The sequence below is a fragment of the Pseudalkalibacillus berkeleyi genome (genome assembly GCF_021608225.1).
GTDB lineage: Bacteria > Bacillota > Bacilli > Bacillales > Fictibacillaceae > Pseudalkalibacillus > Pseudalkalibacillus berkeleyi.
Genome location: NZ_JAKIJS010000001.1, coordinates 273677 through 293431, shown reverse-complemented (window position 1 = coordinate 293431; position 19755 = coordinate 273677). Strand labels below are relative to the sequence as shown.

The 19755-nt window shown below is 40.1% G+C and carries 21 protein-coding genes; 6 read left to right on the top strand and 15 right to left on the bottom strand.

The genetic code is table 11. The features are described 5' to 3' along the window. The first annotated feature begins 135 nt into the window (after positions 1-135). Positions 136-957, top strand: coding sequence for a YihY/virulence factor BrkB family protein (locus L2716_RS01560; RefSeq protein ID WP_236331028.1), 822 nt, complete (start codon positions 136-138; stop codon positions 955-957). 328 nt (positions 958-1285) lie between these two features. Here L2716_RS01560 and L2716_RS01555 read toward each other — a convergent pair whose 3' ends face one another. Continuing rightward, on the bottom strand, positions 1286-1600 hold the full coding sequence (locus tag L2716_RS01555; protein WP_236331025.1) for a hypothetical protein: 315 nt from the start codon (positions 1598-1600) through the stop codon (positions 1286-1288). A gap of 157 nt (positions 1601-1757) precedes the next feature. On the opposite strand from L2716_RS01555, the gene L2716_RS01550 reads away from it, so the two are divergent. Next, the gene (locus L2716_RS01550) at positions 1758-3089 is read left to right on the top strand and encodes a helix-turn-helix domain-containing protein (protein WP_236331022.1); all 1332 of its coding nucleotides are present in this window, start codon (positions 1758-1760) and stop codon (positions 3087-3089) included. Positions 3090-3116: 27 nt separating this feature from the next. Continuing rightward, positions 3117-3257: a hypothetical protein gene (locus L2716_RS01545; RefSeq protein ID WP_236331017.1), complete on the top strand. Its 141-nt coding sequence runs from the start codon at positions 3117-3119 to the stop codon at positions 3255-3257. 66 nt (positions 3258-3323) lie between these two features. On the opposite strand, the gene L2716_RS01540 is transcribed toward L2716_RS01545, so the two are convergent. Together L2716_RS01540 and L2716_RS01535 are read right to left on the bottom strand one after the other, a co-directional pair. Next, a complete protein-coding gene (locus L2716_RS01540; protein ID WP_236331014.1) occupies positions 3324-3920 on the bottom strand; it encodes a hypothetical protein in 597 nt (198 codons plus the stop codon). A gap of 2 nt (positions 3921-3922) precedes the next feature. Then, positions 3923-4825, bottom strand: a complete 903-nt coding sequence (locus L2716_RS01535; protein WP_236331012.1) for a hypothetical protein — start codon at positions 4823-4825, stop codon at positions 3923-3925. A gap of 170 nt (positions 4826-4995) precedes the next feature. Between L2716_RS01535 and L2716_RS01530 the strand changes: the two genes are divergently transcribed. Next, entirely contained in the window at positions 4996-6009 is a 1014-nt protein-coding gene (locus L2716_RS01530) for a S8 family peptidase (protein ID WP_236331008.1), read from the top strand. A 37-nt stretch (positions 6010-6046) separates the two neighbouring features. On the opposite strand, the gene L2716_RS01525 is transcribed toward L2716_RS01530, so the two are convergent. The 12 genes from L2716_RS01525 to nadB form a co-directional block, all read right to left on the bottom strand. Beyond that, a complete protein-coding gene (locus L2716_RS01525) occupies positions 6047-7312 on the bottom strand; it encodes an MFS transporter (RefSeq protein ID WP_236331007.1) in 1266 nt (421 codons plus the stop codon). Positions 7313-7486: 174 nt separating this feature from the next. After that, complete coding sequence (locus L2716_RS01520) at positions 7487-8524, bottom strand: NAD-dependent epimerase/dehydratase family protein (RefSeq protein WP_236331003.1); 1038 nt, start codon at positions 8522-8524, stop codon at positions 7487-7489. A 106-nt stretch (positions 8525-8630) separates the two neighbouring features. Next, positions 8631-9563, bottom strand: coding sequence for a hypothetical protein (locus L2716_RS01515; protein WP_236330999.1), 933 nt, complete (start codon positions 9561-9563; stop codon positions 8631-8633). A 165-nt stretch (positions 9564-9728) separates the two neighbouring features. Beyond that, positions 9729-9875, bottom strand: a complete 147-nt coding sequence (locus tag L2716_RS01510) for a hypothetical protein (RefSeq protein ID WP_236330996.1) — start codon at positions 9873-9875, stop codon at positions 9729-9731. Between the two features lie 56 nt (positions 9876-9931). Continuing rightward, the gene (locus tag L2716_RS01505) at positions 9932-11116 is read right to left on the bottom strand and encodes a molybdopterin-dependent oxidoreductase (RefSeq protein ID WP_236330994.1); all 1185 of its coding nucleotides are present in this window, start codon (positions 11114-11116) and stop codon (positions 9932-9934) included. Positions 11117-11127: 11 nt separating this feature from the next. Beyond that, entirely contained in the window at positions 11128-12177 is a 1050-nt protein-coding gene (locus L2716_RS01500) for a sensor histidine kinase (RefSeq protein WP_236330991.1), read from the bottom strand. After that, a complete protein-coding gene (locus tag L2716_RS01495) occupies positions 12174-12875 on the bottom strand; it encodes a response regulator transcription factor (protein WP_236330988.1) in 702 nt (233 codons plus the stop codon). Before L2716_RS01495 ends, L2716_RS01500 begins: the two co-directional genes overlap by 4 nt. Before the next feature lie 26 nt (positions 12876-12901). Continuing rightward, positions 12902-13423 carry a DM13 domain-containing protein gene (locus L2716_RS01490; protein WP_236330984.1) on the bottom strand — a complete coding sequence of 174 codons (522 nt, stop codon included), beginning with the start codon at positions 13421-13423 and terminating at the stop codon, positions 12902-12904. A gap of 94 nt (positions 13424-13517) precedes the next feature. Next, positions 13518-14144 (bottom strand): YczE/YyaS/YitT family protein, encoded by a 627-nt coding sequence (locus tag L2716_RS01485; protein ID WP_236330982.1) that lies wholly within the window; start codon positions 14142-14144, stop codon positions 13518-13520. Between the two features lie 389 nt (positions 14145-14533). Further along, positions 14534-15640 carry a quinolinate synthase NadA gene (gene nadA, locus L2716_RS01480; RefSeq protein ID WP_236330979.1) on the bottom strand — a complete coding sequence of 369 codons (1107 nt, stop codon included), beginning with the start codon at positions 15638-15640 and terminating at the stop codon, positions 14534-14536. Position 15641: 1 nt separating this feature from the next. Further along, complete coding sequence (gene nadC, locus L2716_RS01475) at positions 15642-16478, bottom strand: carboxylating nicotinate-nucleotide diphosphorylase (protein WP_236330975.1); 837 nt, start codon at positions 16476-16478, stop codon at positions 15642-15644. Beyond that, a complete protein-coding gene (gene nadB / locus L2716_RS01470) occupies positions 16447-18000 on the bottom strand; it encodes an L-aspartate oxidase (protein WP_236330972.1) in 1554 nt (517 codons plus the stop codon). The genes nadC and nadB overlap by 32 nt, the downstream gene beginning before the upstream one ends. Positions 18001-18121: 121 nt before the next feature. Here nadB and L2716_RS01465 point away from each other — a divergent pair, with 121 nt between their 5' ends. Together L2716_RS01465 and L2716_RS01460 are read left to right on the top strand one after the other, a co-directional pair. Continuing rightward, on the top strand, positions 18122-19261 hold the full coding sequence (locus tag L2716_RS01465; RefSeq protein ID WP_236330969.1) for an IscS subfamily cysteine desulfurase: 1140 nt from the start codon (positions 18122-18124) through the stop codon (positions 19259-19261). 59 nt (positions 19262-19320) lie between these two features. Continuing rightward, on the top strand, positions 19321-19716 hold the full coding sequence (locus tag L2716_RS01460) for a nuclear transport factor 2 family protein (protein ID WP_236330966.1): 396 nt from the start codon (positions 19321-19323) through the stop codon (positions 19714-19716). Positions 19717-19755: the final 39 nt, after the last annotated feature.

Genomic DNA, 19755 nt, shown 5'->3' with positions numbered 1-19755 from the left:
ATATAAAAAAGCTCATCAACTAGATGAGCTTTTTTTCTTTAATTTTACTCTCACATTTTCAAATAACTGCTCTTTCTTCATAAAGTCCTTCATTTTGGTTATACCAAGCATAGTGAGAAAAATGAGGGATGTCGCATGGCGCTTTTGGGATGGTTAGTTAAAGCACTATATAGAGAATTTTTTGATAGGAAAATGTACGACCTTGCTGCACAAATGTCGTATTACTTTTTATTGTCCCTTTTCCCATTTTTAATTGTGGTAATTACATTAGTTGGTAAACTTCCGCTTGATACTGGTTCTGTTCTTGATTTAATTGAGCCTTATGCACCTGAACAGACCGTTTACTTTTTAAGAGAAACGTTAGTTGGTATTTTCGCTAATCAAGAAAAAAGCTTGATGACATTCGGGTTCGTAGCATCGATTTGGTTATCATCTATTGCGATACAATCTTTTTCACGGATACTTAATGAAAGTTACCCCCAAAGGACAAAACGCTCTTTTCTCTTCCAACTCCTTGAAGGATTATTGCTTACATTTGCATTCATTAGTGTTGTAGTCATTTCCGTACTTGTCCCTGTAGCTGAACGGATTGTTCTTAGCCTGATCGACAAAGATGCGTGGTTATTCACATTTATCATCACCTTTTGGAATCCAATCAAATGGGTAGTAGGAAGTATTGTTTTGTTCGTTTTCTTTTATGTACTCTATCACTTTGTTCCAAAAGCGAAACTGAAGTTCATTGAGGTGTTACCTGGTGCTGTAACCGCCACTATTCTTTGGCAGCTCATCTCGCTCGGGTTTTCATTTTATGTACGGTATAGTCAGTATTCATTAATTTACGGCAATGTAAAAACACTCATCATCCTCATGATTTGGCTATATTTAACGGCACAAACGTTAATTATAGGTGGCACGATCAATGCATTACTATTCAAACGCAAATACAAAATAGACTAACCATCGCCTTTCAATCCCCATGGTGTGTCGATCTCCTACAATTTCTTCAAAATAAAAATTAAGCTTCCCTTAATACAATCATACTTGTCAGATAAAATTTCCTCCTGCCTATATTCTGATAAGTAATGCTCGCACACTTTTACATACTTATTAGGGCAGGAGGATCTTTAATTTGAGTTTTCGGAATTTAAATTGGTAGGTGTGGCTTTTTTTAGGGAGCTAGAATGAATAATTTAGAAGGGGATGATCGATAAGGTCGTTCATTTACAGAGAATTTCTAAGTGAATAGGAAAAGATAGAATGATTAATGGAGAAGGGTGTACTTCCTTTAGAGGGAATATCGTTCATCATCTGGCCAGATCGGGTCTGATTTGGTTGAAGCATTTTCATCGGGCCATACTGGATCTTCATCGGGGTTTTGAGGGGAATCCGGCCATATTGGGTCTACACTTTCAGTTGTTCCATCTGGCCAAACTGGATCATTGTCAGGCCAAATTGGATCGGAAGACACGATGAATGAAATGTTTTCTGAGGCTCCCCCCTCTTTCCATTCCACATTTACCGCCTGTCCGGACCAAGTGATCCCAACTAGCATAACACCTGCACAAACACCATTTACAATTTTCTTCAAACCTCTTACCATAAAGCACCTCCGTTTTAATTTGAATATTTTTACATTTTTATCATAAATTTAACATTTTGAATTGTCAACTCGTTTTTTGAGTAATATATTAAATTATTTAAAAATTGTGTTAATGAATTGACAACAATGGTAAAATAGTAGTGGGAGGCGATAGAAATTGGAAAGTAGTGTTGGAACACGTATTAAAAGATTACGTAAGGATTTAGGATTAACACAAGGTGATTTAGCAGGGGATCAGTTAAGTCGAGCCATGTTAAGTCTAATTGAAAGAGACCTGACTACTCCCTCCCTCAGAACGATTGAATACTTATCATACAAACTGGGTGTTTCTGTCGGGGACTTGCTTGGTGAAATAAAAGATGCTTCTATGCCATTGACCACAGCTGATGACATACAAAAAGGACTAAATATTTGCCAAACATTATTCAAGGTAAAAAAGTATTCAGAAGCAGAAAGTAGATTGAATGAACTAGTCAACATTAAGAGTGTTCATTTCCCGAATAAGTGGTTAGCGTATAAATTGCTCGGCCGAATCCACCAAAAAATGGATCAACATGAAAGCGCACTTACACACTTCAAAGAATCCCTCTCCTACCTATCATCAACTGACACCAATGAAATTGTAGAAGTGTATTATTACATAACACTTTCTAATCGAAAGTTAGATAAATATAAAGAAGGTATTGTCGCTGCTTTGAAAGCCTCTGCATTGATTAACACCTATCACGCAGAAGTAGACTGTCTACTTGAAATCAATATTCTTTATAATCTAGCCCTTTGTTATTGCCGTATTAAGGAATTTCAAAAAGGTTTGGACGTTGTTGATGATGCTATGGCCATCATGGAGAAGAACGACATTAAGTTTTCTAATGGTCACTTTTATATGTTAAAAGGAATCGCAGAATTATATATGCGTAAGTATGCAGCAGGATTCTTATCTACTAGATCAGCCATCGACTATTTCGATCCTGTAGTAGATACACACCGGTATATTGGTTCACGAATTAATTTGGGCATTTTACTAAGAAAGCAGAACAAAGCTGTTCAGTCGTTAGAAGAACTACACGCTTGCCTTGATGAGGCTGAAAAACTTAATTTCACTGCACATGCAGTAAACAATTACTATGAATTATCATTATCCTATTTGTATATCGATAATATTGAACTCGCAGAACATTATATTCAATTAGGTATAGAGCGATCCGAAAGAAAATCACACCTCCAGGCCCAATGTCATTATGCCCTTGGTAAAGTGTTGATGAAAAAGACAGAACATCAGAGTGCAATTAAGGAATTTAATAAGTCTGAATCTATTTTCAATACTCATAAGAACGATTCTTGGTTAGCTTTAGTCAAATCTGAAAAGGCTATTTGTTATAAATCATTAGATGATCACCAACAATCCTTTGACAACCTTCTTGAATCAAATCGACTTTTATTATCAAATGACTTGAAACTAATCAGTACCGAACTCCCTATCATGAGTTGACGAGATGCACAAAAGGAGGAACAACAGGTGGTGAACAAAGGCACAAGGGTTGTTTATCGAGGTAAAACTTATACAGTAATTTGGAGGTATGATTCCGGGTATCTTGAGTTGAAAGGTGACTTCCGAATTTATCTTGTACATGAATACGATGTGAAATATGTGAAGTAAGCCAATAGGGCTGGACCGAATCGTATAAATAATTGGTTAGCCCTTTCTTCTAATCTATTTTATTCGCTACGCTTGACCTAGTTCTTCTCTTGATTTCACCGGTTCCTTTTCTAGCCATTCACTCTTTCTAAACTTTCGTAAAATGACTAAGAATATGATGTTTAAGATGAGACTTACAATTGCAGAAAAGAGGGTCACTCCAATTTGCATTTTACTATGCATGTTCATCAGAAATGGTTGTACGAAGCTAATGATGACCATGGTGGGCATGTAGATTTTGAAAAACTTAAGTGTCACCCCTTGTAGATCGTTATTTCCAATCTGTTTGGCAACTTCCAACATGACCTTCAATACAAAATACGTAAGTACGAGTTTCGCCAAACCTAGGGCTTGTTCATACATGGACCATTCTATCATTCCTGACATGCTAGAGCCGTTGTTCTTCGTTTGATCCATGAACACAGTTGGCAGTGAGATTACAATCAATAGTATGGCTAGTACTCTTGAAAAGTTTTGTATTTTGAACATCTCCGTAAGCTTTGCTAATCCTAGATAGATTAAGAAATAACCGATTGGATCGGCCAGAATATCAATCCAAATGAAATGTATTTCGATTAATATGAATAAGAATCCCCAAAATAGTTTTGAAAAAGCTTCCTTCATGACTACCTCCCTCTTCCTTTATCAGAAATGATTTCGTCAATATCTTTTTGTGTAAAATACGGGTGTGAATAGATACTAACCGGTGTAATAAATTGGTCTCCATCAGTTGTTTTTCCCTTTAATTTCAAACTGAGGTGAACATAGCTTTTGAGTTGATCATCTAGTTGTACATAAACACTCATATTGTCTCTTTTCTTAAGGTGTATAGGAAAAGTAACCTCCTTTAGCTCCTTACCTGGCACCTCATTCCACGAAATGCGATTCCAACTAGATTGGTATACTTGATTTTGATTTAAATCAACCTTAATGTTCATATGTTCTTTAAGTTGCTCTTTAAACGGTAGATTAATCTCATCAATGACAACTGGCTTTAGTGCCTCTTTAGTGACATATGTTCGATTATTTCCGCTATTACCCGTCAAAAGGAAGGCTTGTTTATTCGGATAACCAGCTATAATCGATACCATCCCTAATTCAGTTGGCTTTAATTGAACCGTTTGACCTGAATCGATGAAGGTTGGAGATAGTTCATTTGTGGACCATATATCTCCTGATCCCTTCTTTAGTGGCAGCATATCGCCGGCAACTTCAAGCACAGCTGACTTTAAATAATGGTGCCGGAATTCTTGCACGACTTGAGGTTGTATCGGTTGATCGTACATTGAAAAGCCTTGATCATCTCTCCAGTAAGCATCCATGCCATTTATTTGTGCCCTTTGTAATGCTTGATGATTTTTGTTTGTAAGGTAAAAGATTCGTATATCAGTTCGATCCGCCTGCTCTAGTTCATAGTAATGACTGAGAATGATCGGCTTATCCAATTGTTGAGATTTTAAATATGTATAATTTCCAATCCAAGCTATAACCACAACAACAATAGCAACCCAGAAGTACTTTTCTTTCAAGTTATCCCCCCTTAATTTCCAGTACATATATTACCATATGACAAGGTGAGTGACTTTACCATATGGAAATTCAGGTATATCACCCTATTGAAATTCACAGCATTTTCCTTTATTATTTTTGATAATTCAGAATATTAGTCCGAGCTAACTATAGGATAGGAGGAATGTATATGAGTGAAGTAAGACTGATTCCTTATCATGTGGAAGAAATCGTAGATGAGCTGAAAAACGTACCTAGTGGAGTGAAGATGATTGATGCTCCAAACGTTTGGAATCAAGCGGATAAAGGTAACGGAAATGTTGTGGCAGTGATCGACACCGGGTGTCAAACATCTCACCCAGATTTAAAAGATCGAATCATCGGCGGTCGGAATTTCACGACTGATTATAATAAAGACCCAAATAACTATCTTGATAATAATGGACACGGAACGCACGTTGCAGGTACAGTCGCTGCGACGGGAACAACAGATGGAATCTCAGGGGTTGCACCTTTAGCAGATTTATTGATCTTAAAAGTACTAACGGGACAAGGAAGCGGAAGAATGACTTGGATCATTGATGCGATTCGGTACGCAGTAGATTGGGAAGGTCCAAATGGAGAAAAGGTACGCGTGATCTCCATGTCTTTAGGGGGACCACAAAGCACACCTCAACTTCATGAGGCAGTCAAGTATGCCGTCGAAAATGATGTGTCCGTCGTTTGTGCAGCAGGGAATGAGGGTGATAATAATGAAGACACAGACGAATTTTCTTATCCTGGTGCTTATAATGAGGTCATTCAAGTAGGTGCGATGGACTTCAAGCGAAAAATGGCTCGTTTCACAAATACGAATGATGAGATTGACCTGGTTGCGCCTGGTGTCGATATCCTCTCTACTTTTCCAGATAATCGATACGCTAAACTTTCAGGCACATCTATGGCTACTCCCCATGTTTCTGGCGCACTCGCATTACTTCTCAATATTACTCAAAACGAATTTAACCGGAAACTATCTGAAGCTGAGATATACTCACAATTAATTAAAAGAACGATTCCACTCGGTTACACTAAGCGTGGCGTCGGTAACGGTTTATTAAGTCTATCGATCCAAGACAAAATGAAAAACCTTTTTGAACCATACACAGCGCTTTGGGAAACGGAAATTAAGCATGATGAAGGAACCTTATCGGGACGACGCTAGTAAAAAGACGGGATGGCTCATGGCCTCCCGTCTTTCATTATGCTTTCAATGGTTTTGGTGATATAAGCGCAAATATGAAACCGAGGATAGGAAAGATCATCGTTAATAACAGAATCTCGGTATACCCACCAAATAGATCAAATGCAAACCCATAGGGTAGTGGACCGAAAGCAGAACCAATAACCATCGTCGTCATTGCAAGTCCTTTAATACTTCCTAAGTGTTTTCTTCCGAAATAGTCTGGCCAAATAATCGACAAGGTTATTCGTTCAAGTCCATTAACGACACCCCATACAACCCCGAACAAAATGGCCATCCAATATGATTCTGTGAAAATAAGAAGGATGACGAAGGCGAGTTGTCCTAAAAAGCTTAGCGATAAGACCACATTCACTTTTACCCGTTCGAGTATAAAGCCTGACACCATTGTGATTGGAAATCCTACAATCGCCATTAAACTAAGAATTACCGCCGCCATACCACGACCTAAATCACCTTCTTCAAATATCGAAACGAGGTGAAAGGTAATGCCTGTGTTAACAAGCGCAGGAATACTCACACAAAATAGAATGAGCCAAAATTGCCTCGTCCGCATCGCTTCTTTTAACGTCCATGACACGTCATTCTCATGCTCTTCCACTATTTCAGTTCCGTCTTCTCGAAGTTTTTGAACGGCGTTATCTGGCTTCACCCCCATGTCTTCGGGTTTATTTTTCATGAAGAAATATACCAGCGGAACAAATATCATTAAGATTGAAAAACCTAGAATTCTAAATGCGATTTCCCACGTGAATGTGTCGATCAACCAGGCATTAACAGGTGGAATTAAAGCAGAACTCAAAAACCCACCAATCGCCATGAAGCTGAGTGCTCTTCCTCGTTTTACGATGAACCATTGTGGCACGAGCGTGTTCGGAACAAGGGTCATGGAACCTTGTCCAAAAAAGCGGAGCAAGAAGAATCCGATGAACAGCATTGCAGGCGTTGCTACAAAACTGTTCCAGAAACAAGCAATCGCAAGTGAAACCCCTATGAAAAGAGACATCTTCCGTTGACCAAATTTATCAACTGCTCTTCCCATCAAGAATAAAAGGGAGCCCGATAAGAGTGTTGCACCAGAATAGATTCCAGAAACCAGTGACCGACTCCAGTCAAATTCTTCAATATAAGAATCTATAAATACGGAAATGCCATACGTTTGTCCTGGACCAGAGAAAAAGAGTCCAAGCCCTCCTAAAAATACAATAATCCAACCGTAAAAAAATGAAAATCGTGACTGTATGTATCGTTGTGGTTTGTTCATCCTGTCCACCTCAACTGTCAAATTCATTAACTGAATCATTGTATCAAAGTTAGGCTGACAAACCTAATGAAAAAGATACTTTGGAAATTAATAGAGCTGATACAGTCACCGTTGATCCGGTACGCTGTATCAGCTCTTACTCGTTTCAGAAACTATTATACTGCCTTCAATTCATTAAACGCTCGCTGCTTGCATCCATTTTTTCAGTACTGTTTGCTCTTTAGTTGCGTTTAAGCAAACATCTGAAAGCGCACGGTTTTCTTGACGGAACCAATCATGTGTATCTTTCAAGGTTTCTTCATACGGACGGAACCGTAATCCTTCTTTCATCGCTTTAAAATTATCGAGCCCTATGTCACCGTTCGCCGGTGGGCGCTCTTCAGACAAGGCATACGTTTCAGGAATCCATAGGGGAAGCTCCATCCACGGTCCAACATGATTCTTTTTTAGGAAGGACTCGGATACCCATGTGATATCCGCTGGATTATTAAATAGCATTTTTCCCTTTTCAAGAAAAGTCGCCATCATTAGCTTCAGTGCTGGTCCAGCGGCATTGTAAGTGCCTACAACTTGTCGTTCCACCATTTGGATAGTCCACTCTGCTAAGTCACGTGCATCTATGAATTGTATTTTCCTTTCCGGTCTTCCTGGTGCAAGGATTTCACGATCTTCCGCTAAGCGATTTGCCCAATAAGTAAAACGATCCGTTGGATCATGCGGACCGACGATGAGACCAGGTCGTATCACAAGTCCTCGACCTTCCATTTCATCATAAACGACTTGCTCACAATAATACTTAAGTGGACCATAGGTTTCTGGCGTTCGTTCTGCTGTTTCACTAATGCCATCGATCTCCTCATCGGTCAGTGTGAGCACTTCAGCATCCTCATCGATCATGTCTTCGCAGGCAAAGTTCTTGTAAACGGACGCTGTTGATATAAACGTATAGATGTCTGTATAATCTTTGATCGCTTTAACCGTCTTTCTAACAGTTTTAGGATGGTAACCACACGTGTCAATGACAGCATCCCATTTACGCCCACCAATCTTGTTAGCATCCTTCACACGATCCCCTTGTATGAGTTCAAGCTCTGGAAAGACTTCTCGATTTGTGCCTCTGTTAAATAACGTTACACGATGTCCATGTAATAAAGCAGCTTCTACAATATGCCTACCAACAAATTTGGTTCCACCTATCACTAAAATGTTCAATTCACCTTGCACCTCCAATAAAATAGGATTTAATCTATGGTGCGAGTACGTGTATGTATGATAGTCCGTCAGTAGCTTAACGCCACTGACGGTATGTCTTTCGTGGTTATGATTTCACAGTATAAGATTCAATTCGATCGAATGATTTAAGTAGCTTCAAATTCTTTAAGGTGAGAATACCCTTCCAATCTGCCTTCGCTTTTGGCCAGTCATACTCGTATTGACCCCATTCCCAATTCGGATGCCACGCCCCATCCCCATCCTGTTGATCAATGATATAATCAAGATTTTCCTCAACACTGTACTTTAATGGTTCATAAAAAGGTGAGCTTGGGTTATGTGCCACTTGAACGGGCTGCATGCCATAATGTGACCACTGTTCTGGCTTTGTATCAACGAGTTCTGGTAGATGTTCGAGTACTTTATCAATAATCATCTTCCTGTCAAAATTACTCAGTTCATCTGCAAGTCTCAAATAGCAAAGCGTTTCATGCATATCTATTGCATCTAACGCTTGAAAATGAGTAAGGCTACGCTCCTTCAGGTTTTCAGTCATCTCTTCAGGAGAAAGTTGCTTATAACGGAGAAGATAACCTGTTAACTCCGCATTTGGATTTCCCCAAGCTGCCTCGACCATCACTTGTTCTTTCTCATGATCATAGTGCCACCAGGGTGCATGAGGGACATCGTTCACTTCAGCTGGAACCGCGTGCCAACGACCCTTCTCATCATCATACGAGGTTAATAAATAGGTCATAGCTTCTCGAATCATCGGGTGGTCATCAGACAGTTCTAACTCTTTGAAAATTTGAAAAGCATTTGAAGTCGCCATTGGAGATGAAATTTCAAGTTGGAAGTCTGGTTCTATCTTGTTCCCAAATCCACCATCTTCATTTTGGTAAACTTTCGAAGCTTGAAGCACGTCCTCTTTCGATCCATCTTCGAAATAGTAGCGGAATAGTGATTTTTCCAAATCACGTCCATTTTTCATTAAGAAATCCCGAGCATCCTTAAATGATTGGTCACTTAAACGTTTCATAGCGTCCTCCTCAGTCCAAACGAGAATTTGTTCTGCTTCTTAAATTCGGGATAAAGCAGTATACTCCTGCTCCAGCGCGCTGAATTAGTAGAGAAGTAATGATAGTTAAGAAGATTCTAGGGGATTGCGGAAAATGAATAAGGTGAACGCACTGGTTGATGGAGGTTATGCTCCTTCTTGGGGAATTTCTGCTCTCTCTTGTGGAACTTCTGCTACCTCTTGTGGAACTTCAGCTCTCTCTTGTGGAACTTCCGCTACCTCTTGTGGAACTTCTGCTTGCTCTTGTGGAACTCGGTACCTTATTACTACCAATCTCTACTCGTAAAAAAACACAACTGCATGAAACAGTCGCGCTCTCTCAAATATATTTATTTTCGCACCCATGCATCTGTATCATAGCCTCTTACTTGCCAGTAGCCGAGATGAGGCGTGTCGATCAACTCAATCCGAACGAGCCATTTCACAGCCTTGTACGCATACATTCTCGGGACAATCAGACGCACTGGTCCTCCGTAATCCGATGGAATCAGCTCACCATCCATGAGTACCGCTACCATCACATCGTCCATGCGTGCTTGATCGAGCGATAATGCATCCGTATAAACGCCATCCCCTGAATAGAATTTCACATATTTGGCGGAACTTTTCACACCCACTTTTTCCAGGAACTTTTTAAGGGGTATGCCTTCATATGTAACCTTACGAACAGACCAACCGGTTACACAGTGAAAATCACTGACCTGTACTTTTCGCTTTAATTTTACGAAATCGTCCCACCTATATGTAACTGGATGATCTACCATTCCATCCACGGTGAATGACCAGTTGTCATTCGTGAATTTCGGGATTTCTGTAACAGTGTAAACTCTAAATTTTCCATCGTAACCTCCGCCCTGAGGTGGGCTTGAAGCAGGTAAAGGGGTTGGAGGTGGCGACATCTGGTTGCGATCATTCGCGATCACACTTTTAAGGGACTGTCCCCCATCATCCATCACTTGCTTTAGCCATTTGAAAAAAGACGGTCCGATGAACACAACGAAAGCTGTTCCGGCAACCATTTGAATGAAACCTCGTCGTGATAAAGGAATTTTCGGTTTTCCATCTTCCCCTTCGCTTTTGACTAGCGGCGCACGTTGTTTTTGCACCCACCGTAAGCGAGTAATCGAGTGATAAAGGATAATCGGCAATCCGATCCACGTAAATAAGTCATGTAAAAATAACGACACCGTAACCGCGGTTTCGGAGACTAATTTTTCGAAAGTTAACACTAAACCACTAATAGACCAAATCACAATGAACGATAGGATTGTAATGAGATTGATCCGCTTTCCTGTTTGCTTTCGACTTTTAAAATGCTTCTTCAAGTATGGTAAATATAATAACAGCACAATAATCGAGGCGATGCCTACTCCAATGTGAAGTTGTTTCAATCCAACACGAACGGGGGAAAGAAAACCTCGTAAAGACGGAAGAAACAATAGAATGCCACTAATCATTAAGAAGGTGATGATCCAACCGTTATAAGTGTGTAGCGATTTCAACTTCTTCCACATTCTCTTCACCTCTATCCTTCATCGTTTCGATATATTGGCAACGTGATCCAAAAGGTACTTCCTTCATTTAGACGACTCTCTATTCCAATCTCACCACCATGTCGTTCCACAATTGTTTTTGCAATGGAAAGACCTAGACCCGCTCCACCATGTGAAGGATTTCTTGACTTCTCAACACGGTAAAACCGTTCAAAAACATGTTTCTGGTTCTCGTCACTAATTCCCTGGCCTTGATCGGATATATTCACCTTTAAAAAGGTATCGTTCTCACGGCTTGTTTGGATCACGATTTTGCTATTTTTATCGGAAAAACGAATTGCATTTTCGAGGATATTCACAAACACTCTTTTCATTTTCTCTGGCATAACAGAAACGGCTGGTAGATGATCAGACATCAAAACCTCAACATCAATTTGCTTCTCTTCTAACTGTATGGCGAGGTGCTGGAGGGTTTCTACGATTAAACTATCTAAGTGATAAGCGTCAGGTTCAAAATTTTCTTGCCCAGAATCTAATTCAGATAGCTGAAACAAATCATTAATCAAATAACTGATCCGGTTTGATTCCAGTTTGATTGTCTCCAAGTACCGATCATACGTCTTCGGATCGTCTACAATACCGTCTTGAAGGGCTTCAACAAAAGACTGAATCGAAGCAAGTGGTGTCCTTAAATCATGAGAAATGTTCGCCACTAATTCCCGTCTAGAGGCTTCAGACCTTTTAATTTGCGAAAAACTTTCTTCTAATTGCTTATTCATTTCATTAATATTTTTAGCGAGTTGACGAAATTCAATCGGACCTTCCTCAGGCACCCTTCCGGTAAAATCACCCTTAGCGATGTCCTTCGTTTTCGCTGTAATCTTATGTAGAGCCTTTTCAATCGGACGGGTGAGCAAAGCGTGCGCAAAGATCGAAATGACCCCAGCAGCAGCTGTAACGATTGTGAGAATATACACAGCTTCGTTTGAAAGAAACATCCTCATGTAACTAATAATCAAGAAAACTAAAATAACGCCGATACTGATACTACTTACAAACAACAGCTGGGTCTTTAACTTCATCGTTTTTCAGTTCCTTCAAATTTATATCCGATTCCCCAAACGGTTTGGATATAAAAAGGCTCAGATGGGTTCGGTTCAATCTTTTCACGAATTCTCCTAATGTGGACGGTAACCGTCGTCGTATCCCCGTAAAAATCGATGTCCCAAATTTTGTTCAACAATTGGGTTCTCGAAAATGCTTGGTTAGGGTGGCTAGCTAGTAACCAGAGCAGCTCAAATTCTTTTACAGTCAATTTCATTTCATTCTGGCCCACGTGAACGAGCCGTGTGACTGGATCGATTTCAAGTTTTCCGTATGTTAGCTTCTCACTCTGTTCTTGTGTAACACGACTTTCACCGATTCTCATTCGATGGAAAATGGATTTGATTCTTAGCACGAGTTCCTTTGGGCTAAATGGCTTTGTCATGTAATCATCCGCACCGATCGTTAAACCAAGAATTCGATCCATTTCCTCTCCACGGGCTGTTAGCATGATGATCGGCACATCATCCTCTAATCGAATCTCTTCACAAACTTTCCAGCCATCTTTTTCTGGCATCATCAGATCGAGGACGATAAGATCCGGCTGTTCTGACTTCCATTTATGAAGCGCCTCTTTTCCATTGATCGCTGTTTCAACGGTATAGCCTTCTCTTTCTAAATAACGCTTGGATACATCCAGTATGTTCTTTTCATCGTCAACGACCAGGATTTTCAACTTAAGTACTTCCTTTCAGTCCCTACTTAGTTTGCCACCATCATGGCGTAACCAAAGTCTTCATCAAATGACTTACACCATACGACGACTTGGTTGTACATCTCCAAATCTGTACCTTCAGGGATCTTATAGTTTTGATTTCCTTTATTTCCTTTCAATTTACCAAGCTCTATTCCTTCTTTTGTTTGTTGTCCCTCTTTTGTAAGGTACACATACAAGTCAGGTCCATTCGTTACTTCAAAACCTTCAAACCTAAGATACAAGCCGTCTTCACCGTCAACCGTTTTCACCATTCCGCTCGCCTTATGCTTCTCATCTGCATCCTTAAAAGTACCGCTGTACATCATCATTTCTTTCATTTTCCCGTCCATCTCATCGCTTTGATCGTCCATCATTTCTTCGTTCTTCATGTTTTCATCACTCATCATTTCTTCACTAGACATAGGTGCATCCTCATTAACCTCTTTGTCTAGGAAAAGTGGTGATCCTAGCCACCATCCGACTCCTAAAAGGCCTACAATGATTACCCCTGCTATGATTTTCTTCATTCCCTTTCACCTCATCTTTTTCTTGGATTGTATTCATCATAGAAAACATTCCTTAGGAAACTCTAACGAAAATCTTAAGAAAGGATTAACTTTTTTAATGCGAGTAAATTTTCCGGTCAATCTTTACTTTTATTTGCTCAATGTATTTATGGAAAAATCCGATCACTGGGCCTATACAGAGGACTACAATTAATGTCCCAATGCCGACTGGTCCTCCAGCAATTAATGCGAAAATGAGAATGAAAGAACCAGCGATAGTTTTCGCAATCGCTAACCTGAAACCAAAACGCTTGTGAAGCGCAATCATTAAACCATCCACTGGAATCAATGCAATATTCGAATGAAGATAAATCGATATTCCGAGTCCTAGTAAAATAAGTCCTGATATAAGTACTATTGAACCTAGCGCGAATCCAGCAGGCTCCCAAACACTCCATACAGTAAATAGCCAAAAGTCAATTCCAATGCCAGTAATTAATGCTGTAACGATGCTGAAATAGGAGGGTTTATCTTTTTGCACCCAAGCATTTAAGAATACGAGAATGATCCCAACTATGAATTCCCAGCTCCCAACCGTTAACCCAAAGTGGTTGGTTAATCCGACATTTAGTGCATCAAACGGTGATGCGCCAAGACCTGAAACAATGGTTGCACTAATTCCGAGGGTCATAATGAAAAGACCAATCAGATAAAAACTAACGTTTTCAATCGTTCTCGTCATAGGTCCACTCCTTTCTAAGATGTTAATAACTTCATTTTAACCTAAAATAGGAATCGCTCTAAAAGATAGCGCTCCATAAAGGATGAAACGTTTAAATTCGCTTATACCATTTTCAAGAACTTCGCACGCGGGTACTCAAATTGGTAATCCCTCTTTTTCAGGGTACGCAGAAGCTCAAGTCCTTATCTGCCATGTTGATTAGCGCTTATCAGAGCATAAAATTGGCGTACACCTTTCTAAAATAGGGTACGCTTCTCTTTCACACAAAAATTAAAAGGCCAGCTCTGAGCGCTTCCGGTTCCACACAACATAAGTAAGATTAAATGGATTAATGAGCAAATGTTGTATGTTCGGATTCGCCTTTATTAAAGAGCCAACCTCTTGCTATATTATATGGATTTTTTCAACATGCGTTCTAGGGCAATTTTAGCAAAATGAGACGTTTCTTCGTCTACTTTAATCTGATTGATAACCTCTCCATCAATAATTGATTCCAATGCCCATAAGAGATGTGGTAAATCAATTCGATTCATCGTTAAACATGGGCACATATTTGGATTCAACGAGACAATATTTTTGTCCGAATACGTTTGGATTAATCGATTCACTAAATTCATTTCAGTACCGATCGCCCATGAGGAGCCGACCAGTGCATCCTCAATCGTATCAATAATTTTTTTCGTAGATCCATTCTCATCTGATGCTTGAACAACCTCAAATGTACATTCTGGGTGTACAAGGACTTTTACTCCAGGCATATCTGCACGAACCTGTGCAATGTTTTCCATTGTGAATTTCTCATGTACAGAGCAATGCCCCTTCCATAAAATCACCCGTACATCATCATAATGACCTTCGTATTCTAGTTTATTGTTAATCGGATCCCACACAGCCATTTGCTCAAGAGGAATGCCTAAATCGTATGCTGTATTCCTTCCTAAATGCTGGTCAGGTAAGAAGAGGATCCGTTGCTTTTGTTCTAAAGCCCATTCAACCATCGCAGTTGCATTGGATGACGTTACAGTTGCCCCACCGTGTTTTCCGACGAAACTCTTAATACTGGCGGTTGAATTCACGTACGTTAACGGTAATATTGTATCTCCAAAAGTATCTTGTAGTTGATCCCAAGCCATTTCAGTTTGATGAATATCAGCCATATCTGCCATTGAGCAGCCTGCTCTCATATCCGGCAAAACCACCACTTGATCGTCGCTTGATAAAATATCAGCCGTTTCTGCCATAAAATGAACCCCACAAAACACAATATATTTTGCCTGTTCGTTTTCAGCTGAGAGCTGAGCAAGTTTCAAAGAATCCCCTGTGTCATCTGCAAATTGGATCACTTCATCTTTTTGGTAGTGATGCCCTGGTATATAAAGCTTTGAACCTAACTCTTGTTTAATTTGATGAATCCTATTGATCATTACTTCTTCCGATAAGGTACGGTATTTGTCAGGTAATCCATTTTGTTGTTGTAGCAAATCCAATACACCCATGCTATTCAACCTCCAATTCTAGACTGATATCTAAGCTTTTAACAGAATGGGTCAGTGCGCCAAGTGAAATAAAATCTACGCCACAGTTTTTGTAAGATGCCAGGTTATTTAACGTAATGCCACCTGAAGCTTCTGTCACTATATGTCCCGGAACAAGTTCTACAAGCTCTCTAATTTCTTCAGGGGTTCTATTATCAAACATAATAATGTCCGCTTTTGCCTCAACCGCTTCTCTTACCTGGTCTACTGTTTCAGTCTCGACCTCTATCTTCGTCATTGGACCGAGTGCTTTTCGGACTTGAGCAACAGCTACATTAATATTTCCATACATCGCGATATGATTATCTTTGATCATGACACCACCGTCTAGGGTTAAACGATGATTTACACCTCCACCACATCGCACCGCATATTTTTCAAACATACGCAGTCCTGGTGTCGTCTTGCGTGTGTCACATACTTTGATCGAATCACCCTCTAGCAAATTTTTAGCCCTAAATGTTTGCGTTGCAATTCCGCTCATTCGCTGAATTAAGTTCAAAACGACACGTTCACCTTCTAAAATTTTACCAACTGGTCCAGAAAGAATGGCAATCGTATCCCCTTTGTTCAACTGTTGGCCGTCATGGACCATCATGTCGACATGAATCGTATCCGATATGAGCCGGAAACCTTCGACGATGACGGATTCACCTGAAAATACCCCTTTTTCTTTCATAAAAATTTTGCCATGACCAAACTGATCTTGACTAAACAAAAGTTGACTCGTTAAATCACAAGATGCAATATCTTCTAGAAAAAATCGTTCAAGATCCTGTCGTACTTTCAACCTGTTCATAGATGCCTTTCCTCCTCTTTACACGTTTCTGCTGCCACTTTATCTTTGAATCTGCATAATCTGTTCTGTAATGACTTCCCCTGCTCTCGGTTCGAGCGAGAGCTGATGTCGCAATGAGTGAACCTACTAAAATCGCATGACGGCTTTGTATTTCTTGTAAACTCGGATTTTCTTTAAATTCTTGCTGATCCAAATGATTTTGAAACCACTGAACAGCTTTCGTTAAACCAATTCCGTTCCTTTCAATGCCTACATATTGATCCATGACCTGCTGAATTTCTTCAAAAGCAGGTGCACTTTTCAACACGCATGCACCTTTCCAAGGTATATGTGTTGGATGATTACTCCTATTCTGGTCTGTTAATACAGTACATGCTATTTCTCTTGCAAAAACGATTCCTTCGAGTAACGAGTTGCTTGCAAGCCGGTTAGCACCATGCACACCCGTATTGGCAACCTCACCAACCGCATATAAGTTCGGTATCGTCGTCCTCCCATGAACATCGACGTCAATGCCACCCATCGTAAAGTGAGCGCCCGGTGCGACTGGGATCAATTCTTTTTCAAGATGAACATGGTTCCGTTTACAAAGTTCCGTAACAGTGGGGAACTTCTCTTTAAAATCAGATATGTGTCGAATATCTAGAAAGGTCTTCTTTCCTTGTTGCCGCGACCGATAAAGCACGCGAGAAACAATATCACGTGGAGCGAGGTCCATTAGCGGGTGCTCATGCTTCATTAATTGAAGTCCGTTTTGATCGATTAACTTCCCCCCTGCACCTCTAACCGCTTCCGTCACAAGTCCAGCTTTCAATCCTTCTATATCAAGTAATGTCGGGTGAAATTGAACAAATTCTAAATCCGATAACGCTGCTCCCGCCTCATAGGCTAGCGCGATTCCATCGCCAGTTATCGTCGTTGCATTCGAATTAACAGGATAAATACCTGACATACCACCAGTCGCTAAAATAACAGTTGGTGCGTAAGTAGCCGTCATTTCTCCTGCAGCATTAACAGTCCATACACCTAAGCATTTATGATCTTTCATGATCAGCTGAACAGCTGTTTCGCCTTCAACGACGAGATTCTTTTGCATAATTCTCTGCTTGATTGTATGAATGAGATGCTTACCTGTGGAGTCACCATTTATGTGTAAAATCCGTGCTCTATGATGAGCACCTTCATTTCCAAATTGATACGTACCATCTTCATTACGATCAAATTCAACGCCCAAGTGTTCAAGGATCCTGATCATGGGAGGTCCATTCTTCACTAACCTTTCAGTTGCGTCTTGATTGTTATGAAAACAACCTGCTTGGAGGGTATCGATAAAATGGTCATACCAACGATCTTCGGAGTGAATGGTAGAAGCAATTCCACCTTGCGCAAGGTAAGAATTACTGTCTTCTAATTTACCCTTTGTGAAAATCATCACATTCTTATCCGTAGAAAGAAGCTCCGCTGTCATTAATCCAGCAAGCCCGCTCCCAATAACGAGGACATCCGTACTTTGTGTTTTCATAGGTGCCCCTCCTATCAAACTTGTTAACTGTAATTTTACATGTGTCTTGACACCTATATTTACATAAAACTACAATGATAGCAAGAAGTTTTCTTTTAGTACTTATTCTTAGGAGGATCCTATGGTTTATTTAGATTATGCAGCGTCAACTCCGATTTCTGATTCTGCCTTGCGGGTGTTCACAGAGTCTTCCAAGCGTTTTTATGGCAATGCTTCTAGCCTTCATGATGCCGGGAGTCATGCAAAAGAAATGCTCGAAGCGTGCAGGAGACAGTTCGCTCAATTTGTAAACGGTGAATCCAAAGGGATTTATTTTACAAGTGGTGGATCTGAAAGTAATCATTTAGCGCTTCAATCACTCATACGTGCACATTCTGTAAAAGGAAAGCATCTCATTACAACCTCAACAGAACATCCATCGGTCACAAATACATTCCTCCTTCTTGAAAATGAGGGCTATCATGTCACCTGGTTGCCAGTAGACTCAACGGGAATGATTCGTATTAAAGATCTGGAAGAAGCAATTACCGAAGAAACGATTCTTGTTAGTATCGGTCATGCAAATAGTGAAATTGGTACGATTCAACCGCTTGCGCAGATTGGAAACATCGTTAAGGAGAAGGGCATTCTCTTTCATAGTGATTGTGTTCAAACATTTGGGAAAGTACCAATTAATGTGAAGGAATTAGGTTTAGATAGCCTTTCGATATCAAGTCATAAGCTATACGGTCCAAAAGGTGTAGGCGCTTGTTACATTTCACCACATATACGCTGGGAACCGAGTATTCCTGGAACGAGCCATGAAAGCGGATTTCGGCAAGGAACAGTTAACGTTCCTGGAATAGCTGCCTTTACAGTAGCTGCTGAAGAAATGGTGAACAACATCGACAGGAACAATAATCATTTCCTTTCATTAAGGAAACAATTGTTATCTGAACTTGTTGAGGAAAATTGGGTTGTGTATGAAGGGCATCCTACACACAGCTTACCTTCAATCATCGGACTTCGTGTAAAAGGAATTGAAGGGCAGTATATGATGCTTGAGTTGAACGGGAAAGGATACGCTATTTCGACGGGATCAGCTTGTTCAACAGGAAAGCAAGCGCCATCGAAAACGATGATCAGTATTGGGCGCAGTCCTGACGAAGCGAGAGAGCTGATACGAATTTCTTTAGGCGTGACAACGACCACAGATGAAATCAAAGGATTTATCAGTGATATAAAAATCATTTTATCTATAATGAAATCCGTAAAAACATAAAGCGCTTTTGGTCATATTTACCAGACATTTTCTGACCATAATCGTTAATAGGATAGCCATTGAGAAGGGTTATATCGATCTCAAGGGAGGTATGGGAGCTGTCCAATGTTGAACTCGTTAAAAACGTTTATTATCATTATGCCGATGGTAATTTAAGTGGCGTAACATCAACATTTGCACCTAATATTGAATGGGTGAGGCCAGAGAAAAATATCAATATCCATGGAAAAGTAAATGTGACAAAAGTATTTAAAAAGCTCGAGGAAAAGTTCATATTTTTTGAGGTTATTCCAAAAAGCTTCATAGATGCGGGAGAACACGTTATCGTTTTCTCCAGGTATTACGGAGTCTTTGCTGAATCTAATCAGCATATAGATGTACCTGTTGTACAATTTATTCAAATGGAAAATCAGCGAGTCGTTAAGGTCCGAGAGCACATCGGCTCTGATCGATAATCAGTCAAATAGTGTAGCTCATTTTTCCAATTTTGCTCA